At 64.0% G+C, this 24,806-nt stretch carries 22 protein-coding genes; 18 read left to right on the top strand and 4 right to left on the bottom strand.

Annotation, left to right across the window (positions count from 1 at the left end; translation table 11 throughout):
• Window positions 1–42: 42 nt before the first annotated feature.
• Genes AWB81_RS05535 through AWB81_RS05545 form a run of 3 tightly spaced genes read left to right on the top strand, consistent with a single transcriptional unit; the run spans window position 43 to window position 1,150 of the window.
• On the top strand, window positions 43–261 hold the full coding sequence (locus AWB81_RS05535) for a hypothetical protein (RefSeq protein WP_235025721.1): 219 nt from the start codon (window positions 43–45) through the stop codon (window positions 259–261).
• 28 nt (window positions 262–289) lie between these two features.
• Window positions 290–667 carry a fluoride efflux transporter CrcB gene (gene crcB, locus AWB81_RS05540; protein WP_062633041.1) on the top strand — a complete coding sequence of 126 codons (378 nt, stop codon included), beginning with the start codon at window positions 290–292 and terminating at the stop codon, window positions 665–667.
• Window positions 668–670: 3 nt separating this feature from the next.
• On the top strand, window positions 671–1,150 hold the full coding sequence (locus AWB81_RS05545) for a GNAT family N-acetyltransferase (protein WP_062633043.1): 480 nt from the start codon (window positions 671–673) through the stop codon (window positions 1,148–1,150).
• Here the strand turns inward: AWB81_RS05545 and AWB81_RS05550 are convergent.
• Together AWB81_RS05550 and AWB81_RS05555 are read right to left on the bottom strand one after the other, a co-directional pair.
• Complete coding sequence (locus AWB81_RS05550; protein WP_062633045.1) at window positions 1,125–2,513, bottom strand: sensor histidine kinase; 1,389 nt, start codon at window positions 2,511–2,513, stop codon at window positions 1,125–1,127. The genes AWB81_RS05545 and AWB81_RS05550 overlap by 26 nt on opposite strands.
• On the bottom strand, window positions 2,506–3,183 hold the full coding sequence (locus AWB81_RS05555; protein WP_062633046.1) for a response regulator: 678 nt from the start codon (window positions 3,181–3,183) through the stop codon (window positions 2,506–2,508). The genes AWB81_RS05550 and AWB81_RS05555 overlap by 8 nt, the downstream gene beginning before the upstream one ends.
• A gap of 145 nt (window positions 3,184–3,328) precedes the next feature.
• On the opposite strand from AWB81_RS05555, the gene AWB81_RS05560 reads away from it, so the two are divergent.
• The 10 genes from AWB81_RS05560 (at window position 3,329) to AWB81_RS05605 (ending at window position 14,194) form a co-directional block, all read left to right on the top strand.
• Complete coding sequence (locus tag AWB81_RS05560; RefSeq protein ID WP_062633048.1) at window positions 3,329–4,429, top strand: ABC transporter substrate-binding protein; 1,101 nt, start codon at window positions 3,329–3,331, stop codon at window positions 4,427–4,429.
• A gap of 78 nt (window positions 4,430–4,507) precedes the next feature.
• Window positions 4,508–6,274: an ABC transporter permease gene (locus AWB81_RS05565; RefSeq protein ID WP_062633050.1), complete on the top strand. Its 1,767-nt coding sequence runs from the start codon at window positions 4,508–4,510 to the stop codon at window positions 6,272–6,274.
• Entirely contained in the window at window positions 6,267–7,334 is a 1,068-nt protein-coding gene (locus AWB81_RS05570; RefSeq protein ID WP_062633052.1) for an ABC transporter ATP-binding protein, read from the top strand. Before AWB81_RS05565 ends, AWB81_RS05570 begins: the two co-directional genes overlap by 8 nt.
• A gap of 129 nt (window positions 7,335–7,463) precedes the next feature.
• Window positions 7,464–8,540 (top strand): porin, encoded by a 1,077-nt coding sequence (locus AWB81_RS05575; RefSeq protein ID WP_062633054.1) that lies wholly within the window; start codon window positions 7,464–7,466, stop codon window positions 8,538–8,540.
• Between the two features lie 128 nt (window positions 8,541–8,668).
• Window positions 8,669–10,198, top strand: coding sequence for a histidine ammonia-lyase (gene hutH / locus AWB81_RS05580; protein ID WP_062633056.1), 1,530 nt, complete (start codon window positions 8,669–8,671; stop codon window positions 10,196–10,198).
• On the top strand, window positions 10,195–10,890 hold the full coding sequence (gene hutC, locus AWB81_RS05585) for a histidine utilization transcriptional repressor HutC (protein ID WP_062633058.1): 696 nt from the start codon (window positions 10,195–10,197) through the stop codon (window positions 10,888–10,890). The genes hutH and hutC overlap by 4 nt, the downstream gene beginning before the upstream one ends.
• The gene (locus AWB81_RS05590) at window positions 10,890–11,483 is read left to right on the top strand and encodes a HutD/Ves family protein (protein ID WP_062633060.1); all 594 of its coding nucleotides are present in this window, start codon (window positions 10,890–10,892) and stop codon (window positions 11,481–11,483) included. Before hutC ends, AWB81_RS05590 begins: the two co-directional genes overlap by 1 nt.
• On the top strand, window positions 11,480–12,859 hold the full coding sequence (locus AWB81_RS05595) for a formimidoylglutamate deiminase (protein WP_062633062.1): 1,380 nt from the start codon (window positions 11,480–11,482) through the stop codon (window positions 12,857–12,859). The genes AWB81_RS05590 and AWB81_RS05595 overlap by 4 nt, the downstream gene beginning before the upstream one ends.
• A gap of 29 nt (window positions 12,860–12,888) precedes the next feature.
• Complete coding sequence (gene hutG / locus AWB81_RS05600) at window positions 12,889–13,692, top strand: N-formylglutamate deformylase (RefSeq protein WP_062633064.1); 804 nt, start codon at window positions 12,889–12,891, stop codon at window positions 13,690–13,692.
• Window positions 13,693–13,879: 187 nt separating this feature from the next.
• A complete protein-coding gene (locus tag AWB81_RS05605; RefSeq protein ID WP_062633066.1) occupies window positions 13,880–14,194 on the top strand; it encodes a DUF4148 domain-containing protein in 315 nt (104 codons plus the stop codon).
• A gap of 85 nt (window positions 14,195–14,279) precedes the next feature.
• On the opposite strand, the gene AWB81_RS05610 is transcribed toward AWB81_RS05605, so the two are convergent.
• Window positions 14,280–14,984: a TetR/AcrR family transcriptional regulator gene (locus tag AWB81_RS05610; RefSeq protein ID WP_062633145.1), complete on the bottom strand. Its 705-nt coding sequence runs from the start codon at window positions 14,982–14,984 to the stop codon at window positions 14,280–14,282.
• A 349-nt stretch (window positions 14,985–15,333) separates the two neighbouring features.
• Between AWB81_RS05610 and AWB81_RS05615 the strand changes: the two genes are divergently transcribed.
• The 5 genes from AWB81_RS05615 (at window position 15,334) to hydA (ending at window position 22,429) form a co-directional block, all read left to right on the top strand.
• Window positions 15,334–16,626, top strand: coding sequence for a Zn-dependent hydrolase (locus AWB81_RS05615; protein ID WP_062633067.1), 1,293 nt, complete (start codon window positions 15,334–15,336; stop codon window positions 16,624–16,626).
• Window positions 16,627–16,723: 97 nt separating this feature from the next.
• Window positions 16,724–18,058 (top strand): NAD(P)-dependent oxidoreductase, encoded by a 1,335-nt coding sequence (locus AWB81_RS05620; protein WP_062633068.1) that lies wholly within the window; start codon window positions 16,724–16,726, stop codon window positions 18,056–18,058.
• Window positions 18,059–18,097: 39 nt separating this feature from the next.
• Window positions 18,098–19,384 (top strand): NAD-dependent dihydropyrimidine dehydrogenase subunit PreA, encoded by a 1,287-nt coding sequence (preA, locus tag AWB81_RS05625; RefSeq protein ID WP_062633069.1) that lies wholly within the window; start codon window positions 18,098–18,100, stop codon window positions 19,382–19,384.
• A gap of 37 nt (window positions 19,385–19,421) precedes the next feature.
• On the top strand, window positions 19,422–20,933 hold the full coding sequence (locus tag AWB81_RS05630; protein ID WP_062633070.1) for an NCS1 family nucleobase:cation symporter-1: 1,512 nt from the start codon (window positions 19,422–19,424) through the stop codon (window positions 20,931–20,933).
• A gap of 20 nt (window positions 20,934–20,953) precedes the next feature.
• Window positions 20,954–22,429 carry a dihydropyrimidinase gene (gene hydA, locus AWB81_RS05635; RefSeq protein WP_062633071.1) on the top strand — a complete coding sequence of 492 codons (1,476 nt, stop codon included), beginning with the start codon at window positions 20,954–20,956 and terminating at the stop codon, window positions 22,427–22,429.
• A gap of 51 nt (window positions 22,430–22,480) precedes the next feature.
• Here hydA and AWB81_RS05640 read toward each other — a convergent pair whose 3' ends face one another.
• Window positions 22,481–24,799, bottom strand: a complete 2,319-nt coding sequence (locus tag AWB81_RS05640; protein ID WP_062633072.1) for a putative bifunctional diguanylate cyclase/phosphodiesterase — start codon at window positions 24,797–24,799, stop codon at window positions 22,481–22,483.
• Between the last annotated feature and the right edge of the window lie 7 nt (window positions 24,800–24,806).

The raw sequence follows: 24,806 nt of genomic DNA on the forward strand, positions 1-24,806 counted from the left end.
TATCATGGAGTCATGCATCGGCTCGATGGTGAGAGGTACGCCATGCGCAAGATCTGGCTCGAACACAACGACGATACCGCGCTCGATCCTGCTGACCCTGAACTCGTGATGCGCGGGTCGCTTTTCATCGACGGTCACGAAGTAGGATGGTGGGAACAGCGGCACGACGGTACGTGGATGGCGCATGTCAGGCATACTGCGCACGACATTGTAGAGACGAGCAAGGAGCGGCTCATCGAGCGCCTTGCACGTGACGCGTAGACCTTCCAATTCACTTTCGCTTCTGTTCATGTATCTGTCGATCATCGCCGTGGGTCTTGGCGGCGCGCTCGGCTCCCTGCTTCGCTGGGTGCTCGGGCTGCGCCTCAATGCGCTGTTCCCCAACCTGCCGCTCGGCACGCTCGCCTCCAACGTGATCGCGGGCTACGTGATCGGCGTCGCCGTGGCGTGGTTTGCGCGCTTTCCTGACCTTTCCATCGAATGGCGGCTCTTCGTGATCACCGGCCTGATGGGCGGCCTGTCCACGTTCTCGACCTTCTCGGCCGAAGTGGTTGCGCATTTTCAGCAAGGGCGCTTCGCCTGGGCCGCGGGCGAGATCGCGATCCATGTGACGGCTTCGGTCGTGATGACGGTGCTCGGGATCGCAACCGTTTCTCTCGCGCGATAGGCCGTGGTTGAAATCAGGCCGTATCGTCCTTCGGATCTCGACGCGGTAATCGAGCTGTTCCTGCGCTCGGTTCGCGAGGTTGCCGCGCGTGACTACGATCGGCGGCAGATCGATGCGTGGGCGCAAGCGGATCGCGATGAGTGGTCCGTCAAGCGCATGAGCCGGCCGACCTGGGTCGCGACGACAGGCGTATCGCTTGCCGGTTTCGCCGACCTCGAAACCGACGGCCATATCGACATGATGTTCGTGCATCCCGCGCATCAGGGCGCGGGCGTCGCGAGCGTGCTGCTCGCACAGGTCGAAGCGAGCGCGCGCGAACGAGGCATCGCGCGACTGCACACGGATGCGAGCATCACGGCGCGGCCGTTCTTCGAGAAGCGCGGGTTTCATGTGATCGCGGCGCGGGTCGTCCATGTTCGAGGCGAGGCCTTCGAGAACTTCCGCATGGAGAAGACACTCAGTCCTTCCCGAACTGCACGCTGACGATAAGTCCGCCGCCTGGCGCATCGTCGAGCGATATGCGCGCATGATGCACCCGCGCGATCTCGCGCACGATCGAGAGGCCGAGCCCGCTGCCTTCCACATTCTGCGTCGCCGAGCTACGGTAGAAGCGTTCGAAGACCGCGTCGCGTTCCTGCGCCGCGATGCCGGGACCGTCGTCGATCACTTGCAGCAGCGGCCCTTCGGCCGCATTCGTCACGCGCACGGTGATGACCGATCCGTCGCCCGCATAGCGGATCGCATTGTCGATGAGATTGCCGCAGAGTTCGCCGAGCAGGTCGCGCTGGCCGGTCACGTCCACTCGTTCTTCCTGCTCGAAGCCGAGATCGATGTTGCGGGCGCGCGCCACCGGCGACCAGTCGAGGGTCACGCTGCGAGCGACCTTGTCGAGCGAAAGCGGCGCGAGCTTCACCAGATGGCCGCTGTCCGCGTCGAGCCGTGAGAGCGAGAGCAGCTGCTGCACACCTTTTCCCGCCTGCCGCACCGCGCCGTGCAGACGCTTCAGATGCAGTCTCGCGCGTTCCTCGCGGGTCTCGCGCAGTGCAAGCTCAGACTCGGCCTGAATCACGGCGAGCGGCGTCTTCAACTGATGCGCGGCATCGGTGAAGAACCGGCGCCGCGATTCCTGCATGCGCCGCAAGCGGCCAATGTACTGATTGATCGATTCGACCAGTGGTTCGACTTCGCTCGGCAGGCCGCTCTGATCGAGCGGGGCGGGATCGTCGTCGGCGCGGGCGGCGACTGTCGCCGACAGGCGGTTGAGCGGCCGCAGGCCGCGCCCGACCCCGAGCCACACGATGCCGAGCGCGAGCACGATCAGCAACGCTTCCTGCGTGAGCGAGCCGATCAGGATGTCGCGCGCGAGCGCCTGCCTCGGCTCGATCGTCTCGCCGACCATGATCCACACGACGCGCGTCTGCGCGGTCGGAACGTCGTGAACCGGCAGGCGCAACGCGCCCATGCGTAGTTGCTCGCCACGGTAGGTCGCATCGTAGAAGCGCGTCTGATACGGCTCGGGCGTCGCGCGCTTCGGCGGCAGCGGCAGGTCCGCATAGCCGGTCACGGCCCGTCCGCTATCCTCGCGAATCAGGTAGTAGATCTTGCCGCCGGCATCGGATTCGAACAGCTCCAGCGCGAGATACGGCAGATCGACTTCGACCTGGCCATCACTGAGCCGCGTGCCTTCGCGAATCGACTTCAGCGAGAAGGCGAGCGAACGGTCGAACGCGACGTGCGCGGCGTTCATCGCGCGCTGATAGGTGAGCCATGAATCGAGCGCGAGAAGCGCGACGAGCGGCAGCAAGAGCCACACCGACACCTGCCGCCGCAAGTTTGGCTTAGGCATCCTCGCGCTTCGCTTCGAGCAGGTAACCGAGACCGCGCAGCGTCACGATGGCGACAGCGCTTTTCTCCAGCTTCTTGCGCAGCCTGTACACATAGATCTCGATGGCATCCGGATTCACGGATTCGTCGATGCCGAAGATCTTCTCCGAGAGCGTGTCCTTGTTGATCGCGCGACCGTTGCGCAGGATCAGCACTTCGAGCACGGCACGTTCGCGCGGGGTCAGCGCCAGCGGCTCGCCGTCGAGCCGGAAGCTGCGATCGACGCTGTCGTACGCGAGCGGCCCGCATTCCACGCGCGTGTGCTCGTGGCCGTGGCTGCGGCGGATCAGCGCGCGAGCGCGCGCTTCCAGTTCGGTCAGTTCGAACGGCTTGGCGAGATAGTCGTCTGCGCCGAGGTCGAGGCCCTTCACGCGATCTTCGACCGAGCCGTGCGCGGTCAGGATCAGGACGGGCACCGGATTGCGCCGAGCACGCAAACGCCGCAGCACTTCGAGGCCGTCGAGCCGGGGCAGGCCGAGATCGAGGATCACGAGCGCATAGTCCTGCGTGCGCAACACGTGATCGGCGGCCTCGCCGTCATGCATGCAATCGACAGCGAAGCGGGCTTGCGTCAGCGCGTCCGTCAGCGACTTCGAGAGGATGGGATTGTCTTCGACTAGCAGAACGCGCATGACTGTGACCTAGGGAAATCCATGAGACGAAAACGGCTTTATGAGCGAAAACCCACGACGAATGAAAGCGGTCAGAAAGCGCTCGCAACTTAACATGCGACCACTCGAACACATAACCATTACAAAGCGAATTCTGGAGGAAGACATGAAAAAATTGAATCCCGCGTTGCGCGCTGCCGCTCTGTCCGTCGCCCTGTTCGCCGCTCATGCGGCTCACGCGCAAGTCCCTGCGGGTTATCCCGGATCGTATCAGTCGGTCATCGATGGCGCGAAGAAAGAGGGCAAGGTGCTCGTCTATTCGGTCACGGACACCGCGCTCGTCCGCCCGCTCATCAAGGACTTCGAGTCGCTCTACGGCGTGAAGGTCGAATACAACGACATGAACAGCACGGAGCTCTACAATCGCTATATCAGCGAGAACGCGGCGAGCAGCACGAGCGCTGACGTGCTGTGGAGCTCGGCGATGGACCTGCAGGTCAAGCTCGTCAACGACGGCCTGATGGCGAGCTACGACTCGCCCGAGACGGCCCAGCTGCCGCAATGGGCGCAGTACCAGAAGCAGGCTTATGGCACGACCTACGAGCCGCTCGCGATCGTCTACAACAAGCGCCTCATTCCCGCGAACGAAGTGCCGCAGACGCGTGCCGACCTCATCAAGCTGCTGCAGACGCAGGCGGCGAAATACAAGGGCAAGGTCACGACTTACGACATCGAGAAGTCGGGCGTCGGCTTCAACTATCTCACACAGGATGCACGCGTGAACCCGCAGGTGACGTGGCAGCTCGTCGATGCGATCGGCGCTTCGAACCCGAAGCTCCAGTCGAGCACGGGCGCCATGATGGAGCGCATTTCGTCGGGCGAGAATCTCATCGGCTACAACATCCTCGGCTCGTATGCGTTCGCGAAGGCGAAGAAGGACCCGTCGATCGGCTACGTCTATCCGAAGGACTACACGCTGGTGGTGAGCCGCCTCGTGACGATCTCGAAGAAGGCGAAGAACCCGAACGCGGCGAAGCTGTGGGTCGACTATCTGCTGTCCAAGCGCGGCCAGACGCTGCTCGCTAACCAGGCCGACCTGTTCTCGATCCGCTCGGACGTCGAGGGCGAAACGTCGATGGCCGGCCTCACGAAGCAACTCGGCGATTCGCTCAAGCCGATCCCGATCGGCACGGGTCTCCTCGTCTATCTCGACCAGAGCAAGCGCCTTGAATTCCTGAAGAAGTGGCAGCAGGCGATCAAGCGCTAAGCCTTTCCCAGCCCGCGCCATAGCGCGGGCCACTCCCGTATTTTCTTCGATGCGCCGGCAAGGCGCAGGGGGACACTCATGCTTACATCGAGCACAAACGACCCGGGCGCGGTCCTGTCGACCAACGGCGAGGGCAAGGTGCCGAAGCTGCCCGAGGGCGGCTTTCGCGGTCTCGCCGCCATGTTCCGCTGGATCGTGATTGCGGTGCTGACGGTCGCGGTGCTGTTGCCGCTTTCGTTCATCGTGTTTCAGAGCCTCTTGAACGCACCGTTCTTCGATGTCAACAAAACGCTCGGTATTGCGGGCTTCAAGTTCATTTTCGAAGACCCCGATTTCTGGTCGGCGGTGAAGAACTCGTTCATCATCGCGGGCGGCATGCTGTTCATCTCGATCCCGCTCGGCGGCATTCTCGCGTTCCTGATGGTGCGCACCGACCTGCCGGGCCGCCGCTGGCTCGAACCGCTCCTGCTCACGCCGGTGTTCGTCTCGCCGATGGTGCTTGCGTTCGGCTATGTCGTGGCGGCCGGTCCGGTCGGCTTCTATTCGGTGTGGTTCAAGGAACTGTTCGGCGCTGAAAACGCGCCCTGGTCCATCTACTCGATCTTCGCGATCACGATCATCGTCGGCTTGACGCATGTGCCGCACGTGTACCTGTATTCGTCGGCGGCGCTGCGCAATCTCGGCTCGGATGTCGAGGAAGCGGCCCGCGTCGCGGGCGCACGGCCGTTTCGCGTCGCGCTCGACGTCAGCCTGCCGATGACGATGCCCGCGCTGCTCTTCGCAGGCGTGCTGGTGTTCTTCCTCGGCTTCGAAGTGTTCGGCCTGCCGCTCGTGCTCGGCGATCCGGAAGGACACCTCGTGCTCGCGACCTACCTGTACAAGCTCACCAACAAGCTCGGCGTGCCTTCGTATCACCTGATGGCTGCGGTGGCCGTGTGCATCATCGCGATCACGTTTCCGCTCGTGCTGCTGCAACGGCGCCTGCTCAAGAGCGCAAGCAAGTTCGTCACGGTGAAGGGCAAGGCGGGGCGCCAGACGGTGCTGCCGCTCGGCGCGTGGCGCTGGGTCGCGCTCGCGATCGTCACGCTGTGGCTCTTTCTCACCGTGTTCGTGCCGCTCTCGGGCATCGTGCTGCGCGCGTTCGTGACGAACTGGGGCGAGGGCGTCGCGTTGCGCGAAGTGCTCACGGTCGCCAACTTCGTCGATCTTTTCGAGCAGGACAACCTCGTGCGCGCGATCTTCAACACGCTTGGCATCGGCGTGATCGGCGGGGCGCTCGCAGTCGGCTTCTATTCGCTCGTGGCGTTCGCCGGGCATCGGCGCAACGACTGGGGCACGAAGCTCCTCGACTATCTCGTGCTGCTGCCGCGCGCCGTGCCCGGCCTGCTTGCCGGTCTCGCGTTCCTGTGGATCTTCCTCTTCGTGCCCGGCATCAAGGAACTGAAGAACTCGATGTGGAGCATCTGGATCGCGTACACGGTCGTGTGGCTCGCGTACGGCATGCGCCTGATTCAAAGCGCCTTGCTGCAGGTCGGCCCCGAACTGGAAGAAGCGGGACGCAGCGTCGGCGGCACGCGCGCCCGCGTGAGCCTCGACGTGACGCTGCCGCTCGTGCGCTTCGGCCTGCTCGCTGCATGGCTCCTGATCTTCATGATCTTCGAGCGTGAATATTCGACGGCGGTCTACCTGCTGTCTCCCGGCACCGAAGTGATCGGCGCGCTGCTCGTCTCGCTGTGGGCGACGGGCGCAGTCGATCAGGTCGCGGCCCTTTCAGTCATCAACATTGCGATGGTCGGCGTCGGTCTTGCCGTGGCATTGCGCTTCGGAGTGAAACTTCATGGATAAGCTCATTGTCGACAATCTGTTCCTGAGCTACGGCACCAATCCGATTCTGAAGGGCGTGTCGTTCGAACTGAAGGCAGGCGAAGTGGTGTGCCTGCTCGGCGCGTCGGGCAGCGGCAAAACCACGCTCCTGCGTGCGGTCGCGGGTCTCGAACAGCCTTCGGATGGCCGTATCAGTCTTGACAAGCAGGTCTTCTTCGATGGTGCGAAGAACATCGATTGCCCCGTCGAGCAACGCTCGCTCGGGCTCGTGTTCCAGTCGTATGCGCTGTGGCCGCACAAGACCGTCGCGGACAACGTCGGCTACGGCCTGAAGCTGCGCAAGGTGTCGGGCGCGGAGCAGAAGCGCCGCGTGCAGAGCGCGCTCGATCAGCTCGGCCTCGGCCATCTCGCCGCGCGCTTTCCGTATCAACTGTCGGGCGGGCAGCAGCAGCGCGTGGCGATTGCGCGCGCGCTCGTCTATAACCCGCCCGTCATCCTGCTCGACGAGCCGCTCTCGAACCTCGATGCCAAGCTGCGCGAAGAAGCGCGTGCATGGCTGCGCGAGCTGATCGTGTCGCTGGGTCTGTCGGCGCTTTGCGTCACGCACGACCAGACCGAAGCGATGGCGATGTCGGACCGCATCCTGCTATTGCGCAACGGACGCATCGAACAGGAAGGCACGCCAGCGGAACTCTACGGTTCGCCGCGTTCGCTTTACACGGCGGAATTCATGGGCAGCAACAACCGCATCGATGCGAAGGTGACGTCGATCGACGGCGAACGGGTGATGCTCGCGGGCGACGGCTTCCAGCTCGAAGCACGTGCACGCGAAGCCTTACAGCCGGGACAGGACGCGCAGGCCGTGATCCGCCTGGAGCGCGTGCAGGTCGCCGACGGCCCCGGCGCGAACCGCGTGCAGGCGATCCTCGTGACATCGATGTATCTCGGCGACCGTTGGGAATACCTGTTCCATTGCGGCGACCTGCGCTTTCGCGCATTCGGCCACACGCCGCGCGACCCGGGCAATCACTGGGTCGAGTTTCCTGCCAACGACTGCTGGGCGTTTGCTCAAGCCAGCTGATGAACCTTCCGGGCCAACCGGCCCGGCTCGCCTGACTCACTGATCCGAAGCGAAGTCCCGCGCGCGCATGCGTGCCGCGCGGGCTTTCGCTCGTGCATCGAAAACAAAAATCACAACGGAGGAAGACGCATGAAACGCAGCACCATCCATCTCGCCACCATCGCATCGTTCGCGGGCATCGCCGCGGCCGAAACGGCGCACGCGCAGTCGAGCGTCACGCTGTACGGCATCGTCGATGCGGGTGTCGAGTATGTGAACCACGCAAGTCCCGACGGCGGCGCCGCGCGTCTCGTGTCGGGCGGCAAGAACACGTCGCGCTTCGGCATGCGGGGCGCCGAGGACCTCGGCGGCGGACTGATAGCTGTGTTCCAGTTGGAAAGCGGCATCAACATCGCGAACGGGCAACTGGATGACGGTCCGAACGCGCTCTTCGACCGCCGCGCCACCGTCGGGCTGAAGCACAAGACCTATGGTCAGGTGATTCTCGGCCGCACTTTCACGACCACCTACGACTTCATGCTGCCGTTCGACCCGATGGCCTACGCGCCGAACTACTCGTGGGCGACCAGTTCGACGGCAACCGGCGGCCGCAAGGACGGTCTCTTTTCGCGCTCGGCCAATGCGGTGCGTTACGACGGCGAGTTCAGCGGCTTCAAGGTCGGCGCGATGTACGGCTTCGGCAATGTGCCGGGCAGCATGAAGACGAGTTCGAAGTACGACTTCGGCCTCGGCTACGAGCGCGGCGCGTTTGCGGTCGTCGCGACCTTCGACCGCCAGAACGGCGCAAGCGACAGCGTCACGCCTGCCGACACGACCAACTACATCCAGGGCGTCCACGCGGGCGCGAGCTACGACTTCGGCGCGGCCAAGGTGATGGCGGGCTATCGCAATTACCGGCGCACGTTCAACACGCTCGCCGAAACGCTGCGCAGCGACATGTACTGGTTCGGCGGCTCGTACGACTTCGCACCGGACTTCACCGTGTACGCGGCCGTCTACCATCAAGACATCAAGGGCGCGACCGACGGCGATCCGACCCTGCTCTCCGTGCGCGCAAACTATTCGCTCTCGAAGCGCACGACGCTCTATCTCTCGGGCGGCTACGCATTCGCGAAGAACGACCAGAACGTGAGTCTCTCGCGCGATCTGGTCGGCGCGGCGGATACGCAGGCCGGCGTGACGGCGGGTATCCAGCATCGTTTCTAGACGTCGAATCTGTATAGACAACCGGCGGGCTCCGCCGCATTAGACGTCAGTGAATTCCCTAATGACCTCTTGTTTATAAGATAAGGGCCGTTTAGACTTGGCTCTAACTTGTATAGACAGGATGAGCCATGATCAAGCTGACGCCCGGTTTTCTGACGCTGCCGCAATTGCGCCGCATCGCACGCGGTTCCGACTCGCTGGAACTCGATCCGGCGAGCTTCGCCGCCATCGACGCGAGCGCGAAGGCCGTCGCCGACATCGCCGCTAAGGGCGAGCCGGCCTACGGCATCAATACGGGCTTCGGGCGGCTCGCGAGCACGCATATTCCCACCGACCAGCTCGAACTGCTGCAACGCAATCTGGTGTTGTCGCACGCGGTGGGTGTCGGCGAGCCGATGTCGCGACCGGTCGTTCGCCTTCTGATCGCACTGAAGCTCTCCAGCCTCGGGCGCGGTCATTCGGGCATCCGCCGCGAGGTCATCGACGCGCTCGTCACGCTCTTCAACGCGGACGTTTTGCCGGTGATCCCGGTCAAGGGTTCGGTCGGTGCGTCGGGCGATCTCGCGCCGCTCGCGCACATGTCGACGGTGCTGCTCGGCATCGGCGAAGTGATGATTCGCGGTGAACGGGCGAGCGCGCTCGACGGGCTGAGCGTCGCGGGTCTCAAGCCGCTGAACCTGCAGGCGAAGGAAGGCCTCGCGCTGCTCAACGGCACGCAGGCCTCGACCGCGCTCGCGCTCTACAACATGTTCGCGATCGAAGACCTGTTTCGCACCGGGCTCGTCGCGGGCGCGCTGTCCGTCGATGCGGCGGCCGGCTCGGTCGTGCCCTTCGACGCGCGCATCCAAGAATTGCGCGGCCATCGCGGACAGATGGACGCAGCCTCCGCCTACCGCACGCTGCTGGAAGGCTCGGGCATCAATCTCTCGCACGCCGATTGCGACAAGGTGCAGGACCCGTACAGCCTGCGCTGCCAGCCGCAGGTGATGGGCGCGTGTCTGGATCAGATGCGCCATGCGGCCGACGTGCTGCTGATCGAATCGAATGCGGTCTCGGATAATCCGCTGATCTTCCCCGATACCGGCGAAGTGCTGTCGGGCGGCAACTTCCACGCGGAGCCCGTCGCGTTCGCCGCCGACAACCTCGCGCTCGCTGCCGCCGAAATCGGTGCGCTGGCGGAACGCCGCATCGCTTTGTTGATCGACGCCACGCTTTCCGGTTTGCCTCCGTTCCTCGTGCGCGATGGCGGCGTCAACTCGGGCTTCATGATCGCGCACGTCACGGCTGCCGCGCTCGCGTCGGAGAACAAGACGCTCGCGCATCCGGCTTCCGTCGATTCGCTGCCGACCTCGGCGAACCAGGAAGACCATGTATCGATGGCGACGTTCGCGGCGCGCAAGCTCGGCGACATCGCCAATAACACAGCCAACATCCTCGCGATCGAATTGCTCGCGGCGGCACAGGGCGTCGACTTGCGCGCGCCGCACGAGACGAGCCCGCTCCTCATCGAAGTGATGAAGACGCTGCGCGCGCAGGTCGCGCACTACGACCTCGACCACTACTTCGCGCCGGACATCGCCGCGATCGCGAGGCTCGTCGAGGGCGGCGAGATCGCGAAGCACAGCCCGTTCGGGTTCGCGTCGGAACAGACTGCATGAATACGCCTGCCTATCAGGAGATCAAGGACTACATCCTGACGCGCATTCATATCGGCGAGTGGCGGGAGGGCGATCAGGTGCCCTCCGAAAACGAACTCGCGCGCGAATTCAAGGTCGCGCGCATGACGGTCAATCGCGCGCTGCGCGAACTGACCGCCGAACAGGTGCTCACGCGCGTGCAGGGCGCGGGCACTTTCGTGGCAACACCGAAGTATGCGTCGACGCTCGTCGAAATCCGCAGCATCTCCGACGAGATCGTCGCGCGCGGCCATACGTATCGCGCGGACGTGCTGCATCTGGGCGCATCGATCGTCGATGAAGTGCTCGCAGATGAAATGCAGCTTTCCGTAGGCAGTCCCGTGTTTCATTCGCGCGTGCTGCACTTCGAGAACGGCGAGCCGGTGCAGATCGAGGAGCGGCACGTGAACCCCGTGCTTGCGCCCGAATACGCGCGGCAGGACTTCACGACGATTACGCCGAACCAGTACCTGATGGCGGCGGCGCCGTTGCAGCGCGTCGAGTACCGCATCGAGGCCGCGATTCCTTCCGACGACACGCGCCGCTCGCTCGCGATGAAAGAGCACGAGCCGTGTCTTTTGCTGCATCGGCGCACGTGGTCGCGCGACGCGGTGGCGTCGGTGGCGAACCTGTGGCATCCCGGCGACCGTTATCAGTTCACCGGACACTTCTGATGAACCTGATCCGCGGCGGATCGCTCGTGCCGGCGCCCTGGAAGAACGGCGGCGGCGTGACGCGCGAAATCGATGCCGAGCCGAGGGGCGCGGCGCTCGACGGGTTCCTCTGGCGCCTGAGCATCGCGAACGTCGATGCAGCGGGCGCGTTCTCGACGTTTGCCGGCATCGACCGCACGCTGGTACTTCTGGAAGGCGCTGGCATGCGGCTGAATGAAGCGAACGGTCGCGTGCATGCGTTGCATGCGCCGCTTGCAATGGCTTCATTCGCGGGCGAAACGCCGATCGACGCGACACTTGTCGACGGCCCGACACGCGACTTCAACGTGATGGTCCGGCGGGATCGCGCGCGAGCGACGGTGCAGGCGCATCGTCGTGAGGCGCGCTTCGTTCCCGCTGACGACGTCACGATCATCTTCTGTGTGCAGGGCGAAATCGCGGTCGCGCTGAATGGCGAAGCGCGCTTCACGCTGCAGCCCGACGACACCCTTCGTCTCGATGCATCGACTGCGCGCGAGTGCGTTGTCACTTGCGTTAAGCCTGAAGCGTCGTGGCTGCAGATCGGTATCGTCATAACGGACTCTTCACGATGACTTCACTTTTCGCGGGTCACGCGCGCCTTTCCGATGGCTGGCAGCGCGACGTGCTGCTCGAATGGAACGACGAGGGCACGCTCGTCGCGGTCACGCCGGACAGCGCGATGCCGCCGGATACGCCGCGCGCCGCGGGACCGGTTATCGCGGGCATGCCGAACCTTCATTCGCACGCGTTCCAGCGCGCGATGGCGGGGCTCACCGAATACCGCGCGAGTGTGACCGATACCTTCTGGAGCTGGCGCGACCTGATGTACCGCTTTGCCGCGAAGATCGATCCGGAGACGCTTGCACCCATCGCCCGCTGGCTTTACATCGAGATGCTCAAGGCGGGCTACACCTCGGTGTGCGAGTTCCACTACGTGCATCACACGAGCGACGGCACGCCTTATGCGAATCGCGCGGAACTGGCGCAATGCGTGGTGGATGCGGCCGAGCACGCGGGCATCGGCATGACGATGCTGCCGGTGCTCTATCAATACAGCGGCTTCAGCAAGAGCGCGCCACGCGACGATCAGCGGCGCTTTCTCAACACGCCAGACCAGTTGCTCGACCTGCTCGACGCATTGCAGCGCGCGCGTCCGGAGAACGGCTCGCGCCGTTATGGCGTGGCGCCACATTCGTTGCGGGCGGTATCGGACGATTCGCTTCGCGTGTTGATCGAAGGACTCGACGCACGGTTCGACCGCGCGCCGGTGCACATCCATATCGCGGAACAGACGGCCGAAGTCGACGCATGCATCGCCGCGAGCGGACAACGTCCGGTGCAATGGCTGCTGGATCGCTTCGACGTCGACGATCGCTGGTGCCTCGTCCATGCGACGCACATGGATGTCGACGAAACCGCACGACTGGCGGCGAGCGGCGCGGTCGCGGGCCTGTGCCTCACGACCGAGGCGAATCTCGGCGACGGCCTTTTTCCGGCGCGCGACTATCTCGCGGCGGGCGGCCGGATCGGCGTGGGTTCGGATAGCCATATCGGGGTCGACTGGCGCTCGGAGTTGCGGCTGCTCGAATACGGCCAGCGTCTTTTGCGGCGCGAGCGTAACGTGCTCGCATCGGCGACGCAGAGCCGTCCCGCAGATCGCCTCTTCGACGCGTCGCTCGACGGCGGCGCGCGTGCCAGCGGCCGCGCGACGGGCGCGCTGATGGTGGGCAAGCGCGCAGACTGGATCGTGCTCGACGCCGATCATCCGGGCATCGCGGGGCACGATCGCGAGACGTGGCTGTCGAGCATCGTCTTCGGCGAGCATGGGGACACGCCGGTACGCGATGTCTATGTGGGCGGGCGTAAAGTGGTCGATAAACGCCGTCATGCGGACGAGGAAGACGCGTTTGCGGGATACCGCGCGGCGCTCGCGTCGCTGTTGCGGTGAGCGTGCCACGAACCTGAGAGACCACGACAATGAACGACTCGACGATTTTCACGCTGGAACGCGGCACCGCGCCGCTCCTGATCTCGATTCCGCACCGGGGCACGCGCATTCCCGAAGCGCTTGCCGCCGACATGACGCCGGAAGCGCTGCGCGTCGACGATTGCGACTGGCATCTGGAACGCCTCTATGCGTTTGCGAAGGGCCTGGGCGCATCGATCCTGCTGCCTGAATACGCGCGCTATGTGATCGACCTGAACCGCCCGCCCGACGACGCGAATCTCTATCCCGGCCGCGACACGACCGGCCTGTGTCCCGTCGATACGTTCGACAAGGAGCCGCTTTACCGGCCGGGGTGCGCGCCCGATCGCGCCCAGATCGACGCGCGGCGCGCGACTTACTGGCAGCCGTATCACGACGCGTTGACGCAGGAACTCGCCGACTTGCGCGCGAAACACGGTCGTGTCCTGCTATGGGAAGCGCATTCGATCCGCTCGGTCGTGCCGCGCTTTTTCGACGGACGTCTGCCGGACTTCAACTTCGGCACTGCCGACGGCGCAACCGCCGTCGCGGGCCTGGCGGACATGCTGGCCGATATCGTGCAGCAGGACGGGCGCTACACGACGATAGCGAACGGTCGTTTCAAAGGCGGCTACATTACGCGACGCTACGGTCAGCCGGCCGACGGCGTGCACTCGGTGCAACTCGAACTGACGCAGGTTACCTACATGCAGGAAACGTTGCCCTTCGCCTACGACGAAGCGCGTGCGTCGCAAGTGCAGCCCTTGCTGGAACGGCTTGTCACGGCCGCGCTGGAGCGCGTCAGCCGCTCATAAAGCTCGTCGATCGCCCCGATAGATGCCGTCGCGATTATTGTCAACCAGACAATAATGTTTAGCGAAAATCGGGGTTTCCCCTAGGTGAACCGACGCCTAAACTTGTTTTCAAGCAAAGCGAATCAGAAACTTATTAAAAGGCTTCCGGTTCCTTGCACTTCTCAAAACAAGATACTGGAGGTTCATCATGTTCAAGGCATTCGTTCCCGCACTCGTTATCGCTTCGGCTCTGGCTGCTCCGACGTTCGCGTTCGCTCAGAACAAGGCGCCCGTCACACGCGCCGAAGTTCGCGCCGAACTGGTTCAACTCGAACGCGCTGGCTACAACCCGTCGACGGATCGCGTGAATTACCCGCAGAACATTCAGGCAGCGCAAGCTCGCGTGAACGCCGAACAAGGCAATGCGGCGACCGGCTACGGTCCTTCGACCGCCGGCACGTCTGCCTCGGGCCTACGCGCTGCACCGACGTCCGGTGCTGACTCGATCTACTTCGGTCACTAAGCCAGAGTAGTTCGACGCGAAGCCCTGGTGGCTTCGCGATGCATCAAGAAAATCGCCTGACGCTTCCAAGCGGCAGGCGATTTTTTTATCTGCGCGCCGCTTCGACGTCCGCCGGCGACACCGCACCGCACGCGCGAATCACGAGCCGCACGACTTCTTCCGTCGCCGTATCGAAAGCCTTTAGTGTCAGCGCGCGCTTGCCCTTGAGCGCGCGGATCTGGGCGTCGAAATCGGCGTAATGCTGCGTGGTCGCCCAGATCATGAACATCAGCGTCTGCGCGTCGATTGGTGCAAGCAATCCGCGCGCGACCCAATGTTCGATCACGCTCACGCGCGAATCGAGCCAGGGCTTCACGCGTTCTCCCAGAATGTCCTGCATGTGCTGCGCGCCGTGGATGATTTCGCTCGCCCACACCTTCGAACCGAGCGGCCGTCGCCTCGACAATTCCATCTTCGCGCGCACATAGCCGCCGATCGCCTCGACCGGATCGTCGCTGCATTCGAACGTATCGGCCGCGCGATGCCAGTCTTCGAAGACGTCTTCGAGCACACGCCGATAGAGCGCGAGCTTCGTCGGAAAGTAGTAATGCAGGTTGGCTTTCGGCAATCCTGCGCGCTCCGCGATCATCGCGGTGCTCGCGCCTTCCAGTCCGCGCTCGGCAAACACCGCTTCCGCACACGCCAGCAGATGGGCTTCGTTCGATTCGCGAATGTGCGCCTTGCGCCGCCGCAAAGGCGTCGCTGCGGTGTCGCTTTCTGCAGTCTCGGCTGCTGCTTCGTCGTGTCTCATCGTTTCGCTTCGCGCGGCTTGCAAGCCGTGTCGCGCCTGGTTCACTTCAATCGGTCCGTCCGCAAAAACAGCTTCATTTCAGCCGACGGGGTTGTCCGGAAAAGCCATGCTGCATCGCAATGGCACGCTTCTCGCTCTGTATTGCAGCACACGAAAGACGTTGATTTGCTTATTTTAATCGGCTACAACCTGTCCAACCGGACAGGATTCGCAAAGCAGCAGAACGCAGCATCAGGATCATCCCTTAGAAAGAAAAAACGTGCACCGGCTACGTGCGGCAGCGCCCCACGATGCTACGCGGATGCACCAGTTTCATGTCCCCTCATTCACGATTGAAGGAGCGAATCGAATGAACGCGGTAACGGATGCAACCACGGATGCGATCGGAGAGGCTGGTCTCGATACATCGATCAAGGTGAACGGTCAGCGCCTGTGGGACAGCCTGATGACGATGGCAAAAATCGGCGCGACGCCAAAGGGTGGTGTCTGCCGTCTCGCGCTCACCGATCTTGACCGCGAGGGCCGCGATCTCATCGTGAGCTGGGCGAAGGAGGCGGGCTGCACGATCAGCGTCGATCAGATGGGCAATGTCTTCATGCGCCGCGCGGGGCGCAACCTCGATGCGCTGCCGGTCGTCACGGGCTCGCATGCGGATTCGCAGCCGACGGGCGGCCGCTTCGACGGCATCTATGGCGTGCTGGGCGGACTCGAAGTGATCCGCACGCTCAACGATCACGCGATCGAAACCGAACATCCGATCGAAGTCGTGATCTGGACCAACGAGGAAGGATCGCGCTTCGCACCGGCGATGGTTGCATCGGGCGTCTTCGCCGGCGTCTTTACGCTGGACTACGGTCTCTCGCGCAAGGACGTGGACGGCAAGACGATCGGCGAGGAACTGAAGCGCATCGGCTATGCGGGCGACGTGCCGTGCGGCGGTCGTCAGTTACATGCGGCTTTCGAGCTTCACATCGAACAGGGGCCGATTCTCGAAGCGGAGAACAAGATGATCGGTGTCGTCACCGATGCGCAGGGCCAGCGCTGGTACGAGATCACGCTGACGGGCCAGGAAGCGCATGCAGGCCCGACGCCGATGCCGCGCCGCAAGGACGCATTGCTCGGCGCATCGCGGGTGGTCGATCTCGTCAACCGCATCGGCCTCGATCATGCGCCGCTCGCGTGCTCGACGGTCGGCATGATGCAGGTCCATCCGAACTCGCGCAACGTGATTCCGGGTCGCGTGTTCTTCACGGTTGACTTCCGCCATCCCGAGGATGCCGTGCTCGCGCAGATGGGTGCCGAGTTGCGCGAAGGTGTCGCGCGCATTGCGGACGGCATCGGCCTTCAGACCGAACTCGAACAGATCTTCTATTACGCGCCCGTCGCGTTCGATGCAGCCTGCGTGAAGTCCGTGCGCGCCGCTGCGGAACGCTTTGGGTATTCGCATCGCGACATGGTGTCGGGTGCGGGACACGACGCGTGCTATCTGTCGCAGGTCGCGCCCACGTCGATGGTCTTCGTGCCTTGCGTGGACGGCATCAGTCACAACGAGATCGAGGACGCATCGCAGGAATGGATCGAGGCGGGCGCCAACGTCCTGCTTCACGCGATGCTCGGACGTGCATCCGAACCGGCTTCGTAACGCCTGACGAATTCTGCTGTTGCAACGCCGTCCCGGCTTCGCGTTTGCGCGAAGCCGGCGGGCACGGCTACGTCTTCACCTTGACGAAGGAACGCGTATGACCATGAAGCAAACCGGCGACATTGCGGCGCATCGCCTCTCGCAGGAACAGCTCGCGTGCGAGTTCTCGGACGTCGCGCCCTTGCTCGACGCGACTGCCGCTGCTGCGGCATCGAGCCGTTGTCACTACTGCTACGACGCGCCTTGCGTGCAGGCTTGCCCGACGTCGATCGACATCCCGAGCTTCATCCGCAAGATCGGCAACGGCAACCTGAAGGGCGCGGCGACCGACATTCTCTCGGCGAATCCGCTCGGCGGCATATGCGCCCGCGTCTGCCCGACCGAGATTCTTTGCGAAGGCGCATGCGTGCGCAATCATCCGGGCGACAAGCCGGTCACGATCGGCGCGCTGCAACGTCATGCCACGGACTGGGCGATGGCGCGCGGCGAGCACCTGTTCAAGCGCGCCGCCGATACGGGACGGCATGTCGCAGTCGTCGGCGCTGGACCGGCGGGGCTTGCGTGCGCACATCGCCTTGCGCTTGCCGGCCATCGCGCCACGATCTTCGATTCGCGCGCGAAGCCGGGCGGTCTCAACGAATACGGCATCGCGGCGTACAAGACTGTCGAGGACTTCGCGCAGCGCGAAGTCGAATGGCTGTATTCGGTCGGCGGCATCGACCTGAAGCCGGGCGTGATGCTCGGCCGCGATGTGACGCTCGACGAACTTCGCAAGCAATACGACGCAGTGTTCCTCGCGATCGGCCTCGGCGGCGTGCGTGCGCTCGCGCTGGATGGCGAAGCGCTCGAAGGCGTGATGAACGCAGTCGATTTCATCGAAGCGGTGCGGCAGGCCGACGATCTCGCGACCGTGCCCGTCGGCCGGCGCGTGGTGGTGATCGGCGGCGGCAACACGGCGGTCGATGCGGCGGTGCAAAGCCGCAAGCTCGGGGCGGCCTCGGTGACGATGGTGTGCCGGCGCGGTGTCGAACACATGAGCGCCACCTGGGCCGAGCGCGAGTTCGCGCAGATGAACGGCGTCACGCTCGTCACGCACGCGCGGCCGGTGCGCATGACGGGCGTCGATGGTTGCGTGTCTGCCGTCGAGTTCGAGTGCGAAGGCGAGCGCTTCACGATCGAAGCCGACATGGTGCTGAAGGCGATCGGCCAGACGCTCGTTTCGGTCGGATTGGACCATGAACTGCTGACGCTCGACGGCAACCGCATCGCCACCGATGAGAACCGCCAGACGACGCTCGCGAAGGTCTGGGCCGGCGGCGACTGCGCCACGCACGAAGGACTCGACCTCACGGTGCAGGCGGTGCAGGACGGCAAGCTCGCGGCTGCATCGATCGATGCCTCGTTCGCGCTGACCGCCATCAAGGCCGCCTGACCGGCAAGACCCCACGAACACTATACGGAGCCAATCGACATGGCCGACCTGCGTTGCACGATTGCCGGCATCAATTCGCCGAATCCCTTCTGGCTTGCTTCCGCGCCGCCCACCGACAAGGCCTACAACGTCAACCGCGCCTTCGAGGCAGGTTGGGGCGGCGTCGTGTGGAAGACGCTCGGACTCGATCCGCATGTGGTGAACGTCAGTTCGCGCTATGGCGCGGTGCAGTGGAACGGCCAGCGCATGGCGGGACTGAACAACATCGAACTGATCACCGACCGGCCGCTCGACGTGAACTTGCGCGAGATCGCGCAAGTGAAGCGCGACTGGCCGGACCGTGCGCTGATCGTCTCGCTGATGGTGCCCTGCAACGAGCACGACTGGAAATGGATCCTGCCGCTCGTCGAGGACACCGGCGCTGATGCGGTCGAACTCAACTTCGGCTGCCCGCATGGCATGAGTGAGCGCGGCATGGGCGCGGCGGTGGGTCAGGTGCCCGAGTATATCGAGATGGTCACGCGCTGGGTCAAGGAGGGAACGAAGCTGCCGTGCCTCGTGAAACTCACGCCGAACATCACCGACATTCGCGTCGGTTCGCGCGCCGCGTACAAGGGCGGCGCGGACGGCGTGTCGCTCATCAACACGATCAACTCGATCGTCGCGGTCGATCTCGACGAGATGGCGCCGATGCCGACCGTCGACGGCAAGGGCACGCACGGCGGCTATTGCGGACCGGCCGTCAAGCCGATCGCGCTCAACATGGTCGCGGAAATTGCACGCGACATCGAAACGCCGAATCTGCCGATCTCGGGCATCGGCGGCATCACGAACTGGCGCGACGCTGCCGAGTTCATCGTGCTCGGCGCGGGCAGCGTGCAGGTTTGCACGGCGGCGATGCACTATGGCTTTCGCATCGTCTCCGATCTCGCGGACGGGCTTTCGAACTGGATGGACGAGAAGGGCTACGCGACGCTCGACGACATCCGCGGCCGCGCGGTGCCCAACGTCACGGACTGGAAGTACCTGAACCTCAAGTACGACATCAAGGCGCGTATCGACCAGGACAAGTGCATCAAGTGCGGCCTGTGCCACATCGCTTGCGAAGACACTTCGCACCAGGCGATCACGCGCGAGAAGGATGGCGTGCGTCATTTCGACGTGGTCGATGCCGAATGCGTCGGGTGCAATTTGTGCATGCATGTCTGCCCGGTCGAGCAATGCATCACGATGGAGCGCGTGGACGCGGGCGAATACGCGAACTGGACCACGCATCCGAACAACCCGGCGCGCGTCGATGCCGAAGAGCCCGCCAAGGCGGCCTGAAGTCCACCTGTCACAACGATTCAAGTGGAGATCCACGATGAAGCAGACTGCGCATACCGTCGATCCGGGCTTCGCGGCCAGCGCGCAAGGCAGCAGCCTCTATAACGACGATCTCGCGCCGACCGGTCCCGCGCAACGCACGTGGAAGTGGTATCACTTCGCCGCGCTGTGGGTCGGGATGGTGATGAACATCGCATCGTACATGCTTGCGGCAGGCCTCACGGAAGAGGGCATGTCGCCGTGGCAGGCGGTCGCGACCGTGCTGCTCGGCAACCTGATCGTGCTCGTGCCGATGCTGCTGATCGGCCATGCAGGCGCCAAGCACGGCATTCCGTATGCGGTGCTTGTGCGGTCTTCGTTCGGCACGCAGGGCGCAAAGCTGCCCGCGATGTTGCGTGCGATCGTCGCGTGCGGCTGGTACGGCATCCAGACCTGGCTCGGCGGCAGCGCGATCTATACGCTCGCCAATATCCTCACGGGCAACGCGTTGCACGGCGCGGCGCTGCCGTTCCTCGACATCTCGATCGGCCAGCTCGCGTGCTTCCTCGTGTTCTGGGCGCTGCAGATCTACTTCATCGTGCATGGCACCGATTCGATCCGCTGGCTTGAAAGCTGGTCCGCGCCGATCAAGGTCGTGATGTGCATCGCGCTCGTCTGGTGGGCCACTTCGAAGGCGGGCGGTATCGGCTCGATGCTCTCGGCGCCTTCGCAGTTCGTCGCAGGCGGCAAGAAGGAGGGCCTCTTCTGGGCCACCTTCTGGCCGGGCCTCACCGCGATGGTCGGCTTCTGGGCCACGCTCGCGCTCAACATCCCCGACTTCACGCGCTTCGCGCGCTCGCAGCGCGATCAGGTGATCGGGCAGTCGATCGGCCTGCCCGGACCGATGGCGCTGCTCTCGGTGATCTCGGTAGTGGTCACGTCGGCGACGGTCGTCATCTACGGCAAGGCCATCTGGGACCCGATCGACCTGACGAGCCGGATGACCGGCATCGGCGTGGGGATCGCGCTCATCATCCTCACGCTCGATACGATGTGCTGCAATCTGGCGGCGAACCTCGTCGGTCCTGCCTATGATTTTTCGAGCCTCTGGCCGAAGGGCATTTCGTATCGCGCGGGCGGCATGATCACAGCGACCATCGCCATCGTGATGATGCCGTGGAAGATTCTCGCGACGACGCAGGGCTATATCTTCACGTGGCTCGTCGGCTATTCGGCGCTGCTCGGGCCGGTCGCGGGCATCCTGATGGTCGACTACTTCCTGATTCGCGGCACGCGGCTCGATCAGCGCGAACTCTTCGACGAGAACGGCGAATACAGTTATACCGGCGGCTGGAACATCGCGGCGGTCGTGGCGCTCGTCGTCGGCGTGCTGCCGAACCTGCCCGGCTTTCTGCATACCGCCTTTCCGGCATCGTTTCCGAACGTGCCGGCGTTCTTCAACATGCTCTACACGTATGCGTGGTTCGTGGGGCTTGCGATTGCGTCGATCGTATATGGCGCATGGATGAAGCTGCGCAAGAGCCCCAGCACGCGCGTGGCGAGCGCATGACCTTCCGAGGAGACAGCAACATGACGATCCTGATTCGCGCCGGCACGGTGATCGATGCCGATCGCACCTACCGCGCCGATGTGCTCTGTGCCGATCCGAAGGACGGCGGCGCGATCCTCGCGATCGGCCTCGATCTCGACGTGCCCGCGGGCACGCAGATCGTCGATGCGGGCGGGCAGTATGTGATGCCGGGCGGCATCGATCCGCATACGCACATGGAACTGCCCTTCATGGGCACGACCGCTAGCGACGATTTCTACACCGGCACGGCGGCGGGGCTTTCAGGTGGCACGACGAGCATCATCGACTTCGTGATCCCGAGCCCGAAGCAACCGCTGATGGACGCGTTCAGGGAATGGCGCGGCTGGGCGGAGAAGGCATCGGCGGATTACGGCTTTCACGTCGCGGTGACGTGGTGGGACGAATCGGTGCATCGCGACATGGGCACGCTCGTGCACGATCACGGTGTGTCGAGCTTCAAGCACTTCATGGCCTACAAGAACGCGATCATGGCCGACGACGAAGTGCTCGTGAACAGCTTCACGCGCTCGCTGGAACTCGGCGCGCTGCCGACCGTGCATGCCGAAAACGGCGAGCTTGTCTTTCAGTTGCAGAAGCAACTACTTGCGCGCGGCTTTACGGGACCCGAAGCGCATCCGCTGTCGCGTCCGCCGGAAGTCGAGGGCGAAGCCGCGAATCGCGCGATTCGCATCGCGCAGGTGCTCGGCGTGCCGATCTATATCGTGCATGTTTCGGCGAAGGATGCCGTCGATGTGATCGCGCGGGCGCGCAATGAAGGACAGCGCGTGTTTGGCGAAGTGCTGCCGGGGCATCTGGTGATCGACGAATCGGTGTATCGCGACCCCGACTGGACGCGTGCCGCCGCCCACGTGATGAGCCCGCCGTTTCGCGCGGCCGAGCATCGCGAGGCGTTATGGCGAGGACTGCAGTCGGGCCAGCTTCATACCACGGCCACCGACCACTGCGTCTTCTGCGCGTCGCAAAAGGCGATGGGCCGCGAGGACTTCACGAAGATCCCGAACGGTTGCGGCGGCGTGGAGGATCGCATGTCGGTGCTCTGGCATCACGGCGTGAACATGGGACGCCTGACGCCGAACGAGTTCGTGCGCGTCACTTCGACCAACGCTGCGCAAATCTTCAATCTCTATCCGCGAAAAGGCGCAGTGCAGGTGGGCGCGGATGCGGACCTGGTCGTATGGGATCCGGCTGCGAGCAAGACGATCTCGGTGAACACGCACCATCAGAAGGTCGATTTCAACGTGTTCGAAGGGATGACGGTGCAGGGTGTGGCAACGCACACGCTCACGCGCGGCGCACTGGCGTGGGCCAACGGCGACCTGCGCGCGATTCGCGGCGCGGGCCAGTACCTGAAGCGCCCGCCGAACCCCGGCTACTTCGAAGCGACCCGCGTCGCCAACAAGCTGAAGGAGCCGCACCCGGTCGAGCGTGCAGGGGACAAGGCGAAAGTCGCCTGAGCCCAACGCTTTGTCTGACAGCAGCCCGCGTTCTCGCGAACGCGGGTTTTTTCATGCGGCCTCGGCGGATTCCTGCCACTCCTGCAGCCACACCTCGAGCTTCGCCGGCGGCAACGGCCGGCTCAGATGAAAGCCCTGCGCGAGGTCGCAGCGCAGGTCCTTCAGGCGCATCAGCATCGCTTCGTTCTCGACACCCTCCGCGACGACCTTCAGCCCCATGTTGTGACCGAGGTCGATGGTCGAGCGCACGATGGTCTCGTCGTCCTTGTGATCGAACATGCCCAGCACGAATGACTTGTCGATCTTCAGTTCGTCGACGGGCATGCGCTTCAGATACGACAGCGACGAATAGCCAGTGCCGAAGTCGTCGATTGACAGCCGAATGCCGAGTGCGTGCAGGTGGTCCAGCGTTTCGATGGCGTGATTCGGATCGTCCATGATCGCGCTCTCCGTGATCTCGATCCAGATCCACTCGGGAGCCACGTGATACTTGCGCAATAGCGCGCTGAACGTGTCGGGCAGCGAGGACTGGATCAGTTCGCGCGCCGACACGTTGACCGAGACTGCCAGTTCGATGCCTTGCGCGTGCCACAGCGAACATTGCTGGATGGCCTTTTCGGCAACCCAGCGCGAGATGCTCTTGATATAACCGGTCTGCTCCGCAAACGGAATGAACTGGTCCGGGGAGACGAAGCCGCGCGTCGGGTGGTCCCAGCGAACCAGCGCCTCCACATACTTCACCTTGTGCGTGCTCAGATCCACCTTCGGCTGATAGTAGAGCGTCAACTGATCGTGCTCGACCGCCTGCCGCAGTTCGCTCATCAGCGAAAGCCGTTCCGCGCTGTTCTGGTCGTGGCGTTCGTCGTAGAGCGAATAACCGGCATTAGCGCGCTTCGCCACATACATCGCGATGTCTGCGCGGCGCAGCAGCACGTTCATGTCCGCGCCGTTATGCGGGCACGTGACAATGCCGATGCTCGCGCCCACATCGACCAGTTGCCCCTCGACCGTGATCGGTTCTTCGAGCGCCTTCAGCATCCGGTTGGCGATCAGCTTCGCGGCGTGGATGTCGTCGGTGGGGAGCAGGACCGCGAACTCGTCGCCGCCCAGACGCGCGACCGTGTCGGTATTGCGCTGAAGGGCGGAACGCAGGCGCTTCGCCACTTCGCACAGCAGCAGGTCGCCGATGGGATGCCCGAGCGTGTCGTTGACATACTTGAAACGGTCGAGGTCCATCATCATCACCGAGAGCGGATGCCCCGCGCGCAGCGCCACGCCGATCGCCTGCTGCAGACGGTCGTTGAAGAGCGCGCGGTTCGGCAGACCCGTCAGGCGATCCATGTAGGCGAGCTCGGTAATACGCCGCTCGCGTTGCGCTATGCCGTGCTGCATCTGGTTGAACGCGTTCGCGAGTTCGCCCATTTCGTCTTGATGCTTCACTTCGATCGGCTCGGCGTAATTGCCCTGGCCGATGCGCCGCGAGAATTGCGTGAGTGCCGCGATCGGCCGCGTGACGCTGCGCGCCGTGAACATGCTGCCGACGATCGACACCAGCACGCCCGCGAGCGTGATGAGCAGGAGCGTGGTCTGCAGGCGCCGGAACGGCGCAAGCGCTTCAGCGAGCGAACGTTGCAGCATGACGGCGACGGGCTCGCCTTCGGACTTGAGCCTGACGAGACGCGTCGCGTAGTTTTCTTCGGAAAGGTGGGAGGGGTCCTGCAGCGCACGGCGCTCCGCCGCGGGCAGCGAACTCGCGAGCGCGGTCCAGCGGCCGTCGGCGCGCTGGTCGATGAACGACACGTCGAGCGAGGTCAGGCTGCTCATCTCGCGCGCCATGTCGTCGTCGATGACGAAGCCCATCGCGACCCACGCAATCGGCAACGGCGCCTTGATCGGCACCGCGACGAGCTGGTACGGGCGGCCGTCAATCACGCCGATGGCCGAGGCGTCGCCGTTGCGCTCCACGGCGTGCAGCAGTTTCGGGAACGGGAAGGGCATGCCCTCGTGCGCGGGCCCGCTGCTGTCGGCGATCAGCTTGCCGTTGAGATCGGCGAGCATCACGATGTCCGCGTGAATGCGGTCGCCGTGGTTCTGGAGCGCCGAGGCCACGGTCTTCTCGTCATGCGAGGCGATGGCCTGCCGAAAGCCGAAGTCCGCCGCGACGACGCTCGCTGCCTGCGTGAGCTTTTCGCTGTTGCTTCGAAGCACCTGCTTGAACACGCGTTCGGCGACCGTCAGCTGTTCGTTCGCGTTGCGGTGCGCGTTCGACGTGATCACCGAATTGATGACGACGAACGCGGCCGCCTGCACGGCCAGCATCAGCAGGACGAAGACCAGCGCAATCCGGGCACGCAGGCTGTGGAGTCGCATCGGCTTG

This window comes from Caballeronia arationis (genome assembly GCF_001544975.2).
Classification (GTDB): Bacteria; Pseudomonadota; Gammaproteobacteria; order Burkholderiales; family Burkholderiaceae; genus Caballeronia; species Caballeronia arationis.

Coding starts and splice junctions, on each gene's coding strand:
- AWB81_RS05605 (WP_062633066.1), top strand. CDS start 13,880: ATGTTCAAGGCATTCGTTCCCGCACTCGTTATCGCTTCGGCTCTGGCT.
- hutH (WP_062633056.1), top strand. CDS start 8,669: ATGATCAAGCTGACGCCCGGTTTTCTGACGCTGCCGCAATTGCGCCGC.
- hutC (WP_062633058.1), top strand. CDS start 10,195: ATGAATACGCCTGCCTATCAGGAGATCAAGGACTACATCCTGACGCGC.
- AWB81_RS05535 (WP_235025721.1), top strand. CDS start 43: ATGCGCAAGATCTGGCTCGAACACAACGACGATACCGCGCTCGATCCT.
- AWB81_RS05590 (WP_062633060.1), top strand. CDS start 10,890: ATGAACCTGATCCGCGGCGGATCGCTCGTGCCGGCGCCCTGGAAGAAC.
- hydA (WP_062633071.1), top strand. CDS start 20,954: ATGACGATCCTGATTCGCGCCGGCACGGTGATCGATGCCGATCGCACC.
- AWB81_RS05570 (WP_062633052.1), top strand. CDS start 6,267: ATGGATAAGCTCATTGTCGACAATCTGTTCCTGAGCTACGGCACCAAT.
- AWB81_RS05615 (WP_062633067.1), top strand. CDS start 15,334: ATGAACGCGGTAACGGATGCAACCACGGATGCGATCGGAGAGGCTGGT.
- AWB81_RS05560 (WP_062633048.1), top strand. CDS start 3,329: ATGAAAAAATTGAATCCCGCGTTGCGCGCTGCCGCTCTGTCCGTCGCC.
- AWB81_RS05555 (WP_062633046.1), bottom strand. CDS start 3,183: ATGCGCGTTCTGCTAGTCGAAGACAATCCCATCCTCTCGAAGTCGCTG.
- hutG (WP_062633064.1), top strand. CDS start 12,889: ATGAACGACTCGACGATTTTCACGCTGGAACGCGGCACCGCGCCGCTC.
- AWB81_RS05620 (WP_062633068.1), top strand. CDS start 16,724: ATGACCATGAAGCAAACCGGCGACATTGCGGCGCATCGCCTCTCGCAG.
- AWB81_RS05630 (WP_062633070.1), top strand. CDS start 19,422: ATGAAGCAGACTGCGCATACCGTCGATCCGGGCTTCGCGGCCAGCGCG.
- AWB81_RS05610 (WP_062633145.1), bottom strand. CDS start 14,984: ATGAGACACGACGAAGCAGCAGCCGAGACTGCAGAAAGCGACACCGCA.
- AWB81_RS05575 (WP_062633054.1), top strand. CDS start 7,464: ATGAAACGCAGCACCATCCATCTCGCCACCATCGCATCGTTCGCGGGC.
- AWB81_RS05565 (WP_062633050.1), top strand. CDS start 4,508: ATGCTTACATCGAGCACAAACGACCCGGGCGCGGTCCTGTCGACCAAC.
- crcB (WP_062633041.1), top strand. CDS start 290: ATGTATCTGTCGATCATCGCCGTGGGTCTTGGCGGCGCGCTCGGCTCC.
- AWB81_RS05595 (WP_062633062.1), top strand. CDS start 11,480: ATGACTTCACTTTTCGCGGGTCACGCGCGCCTTTCCGATGGCTGGCAG.
- preA (WP_062633069.1), top strand. CDS start 18,098: ATGGCCGACCTGCGTTGCACGATTGCCGGCATCAATTCGCCGAATCCC.
- AWB81_RS05550 (WP_062633045.1), bottom strand. CDS start 2,513: ATGCCTAAGCCAAACTTGCGGCGGCAGGTGTCGGTGTGGCTCTTGCTG.
- AWB81_RS05640 (WP_062633072.1), bottom strand. CDS start 24,799: ATGCGACTCCACAGCCTGCGTGCCCGGATTGCGCTGGTCTTCGTCCTG.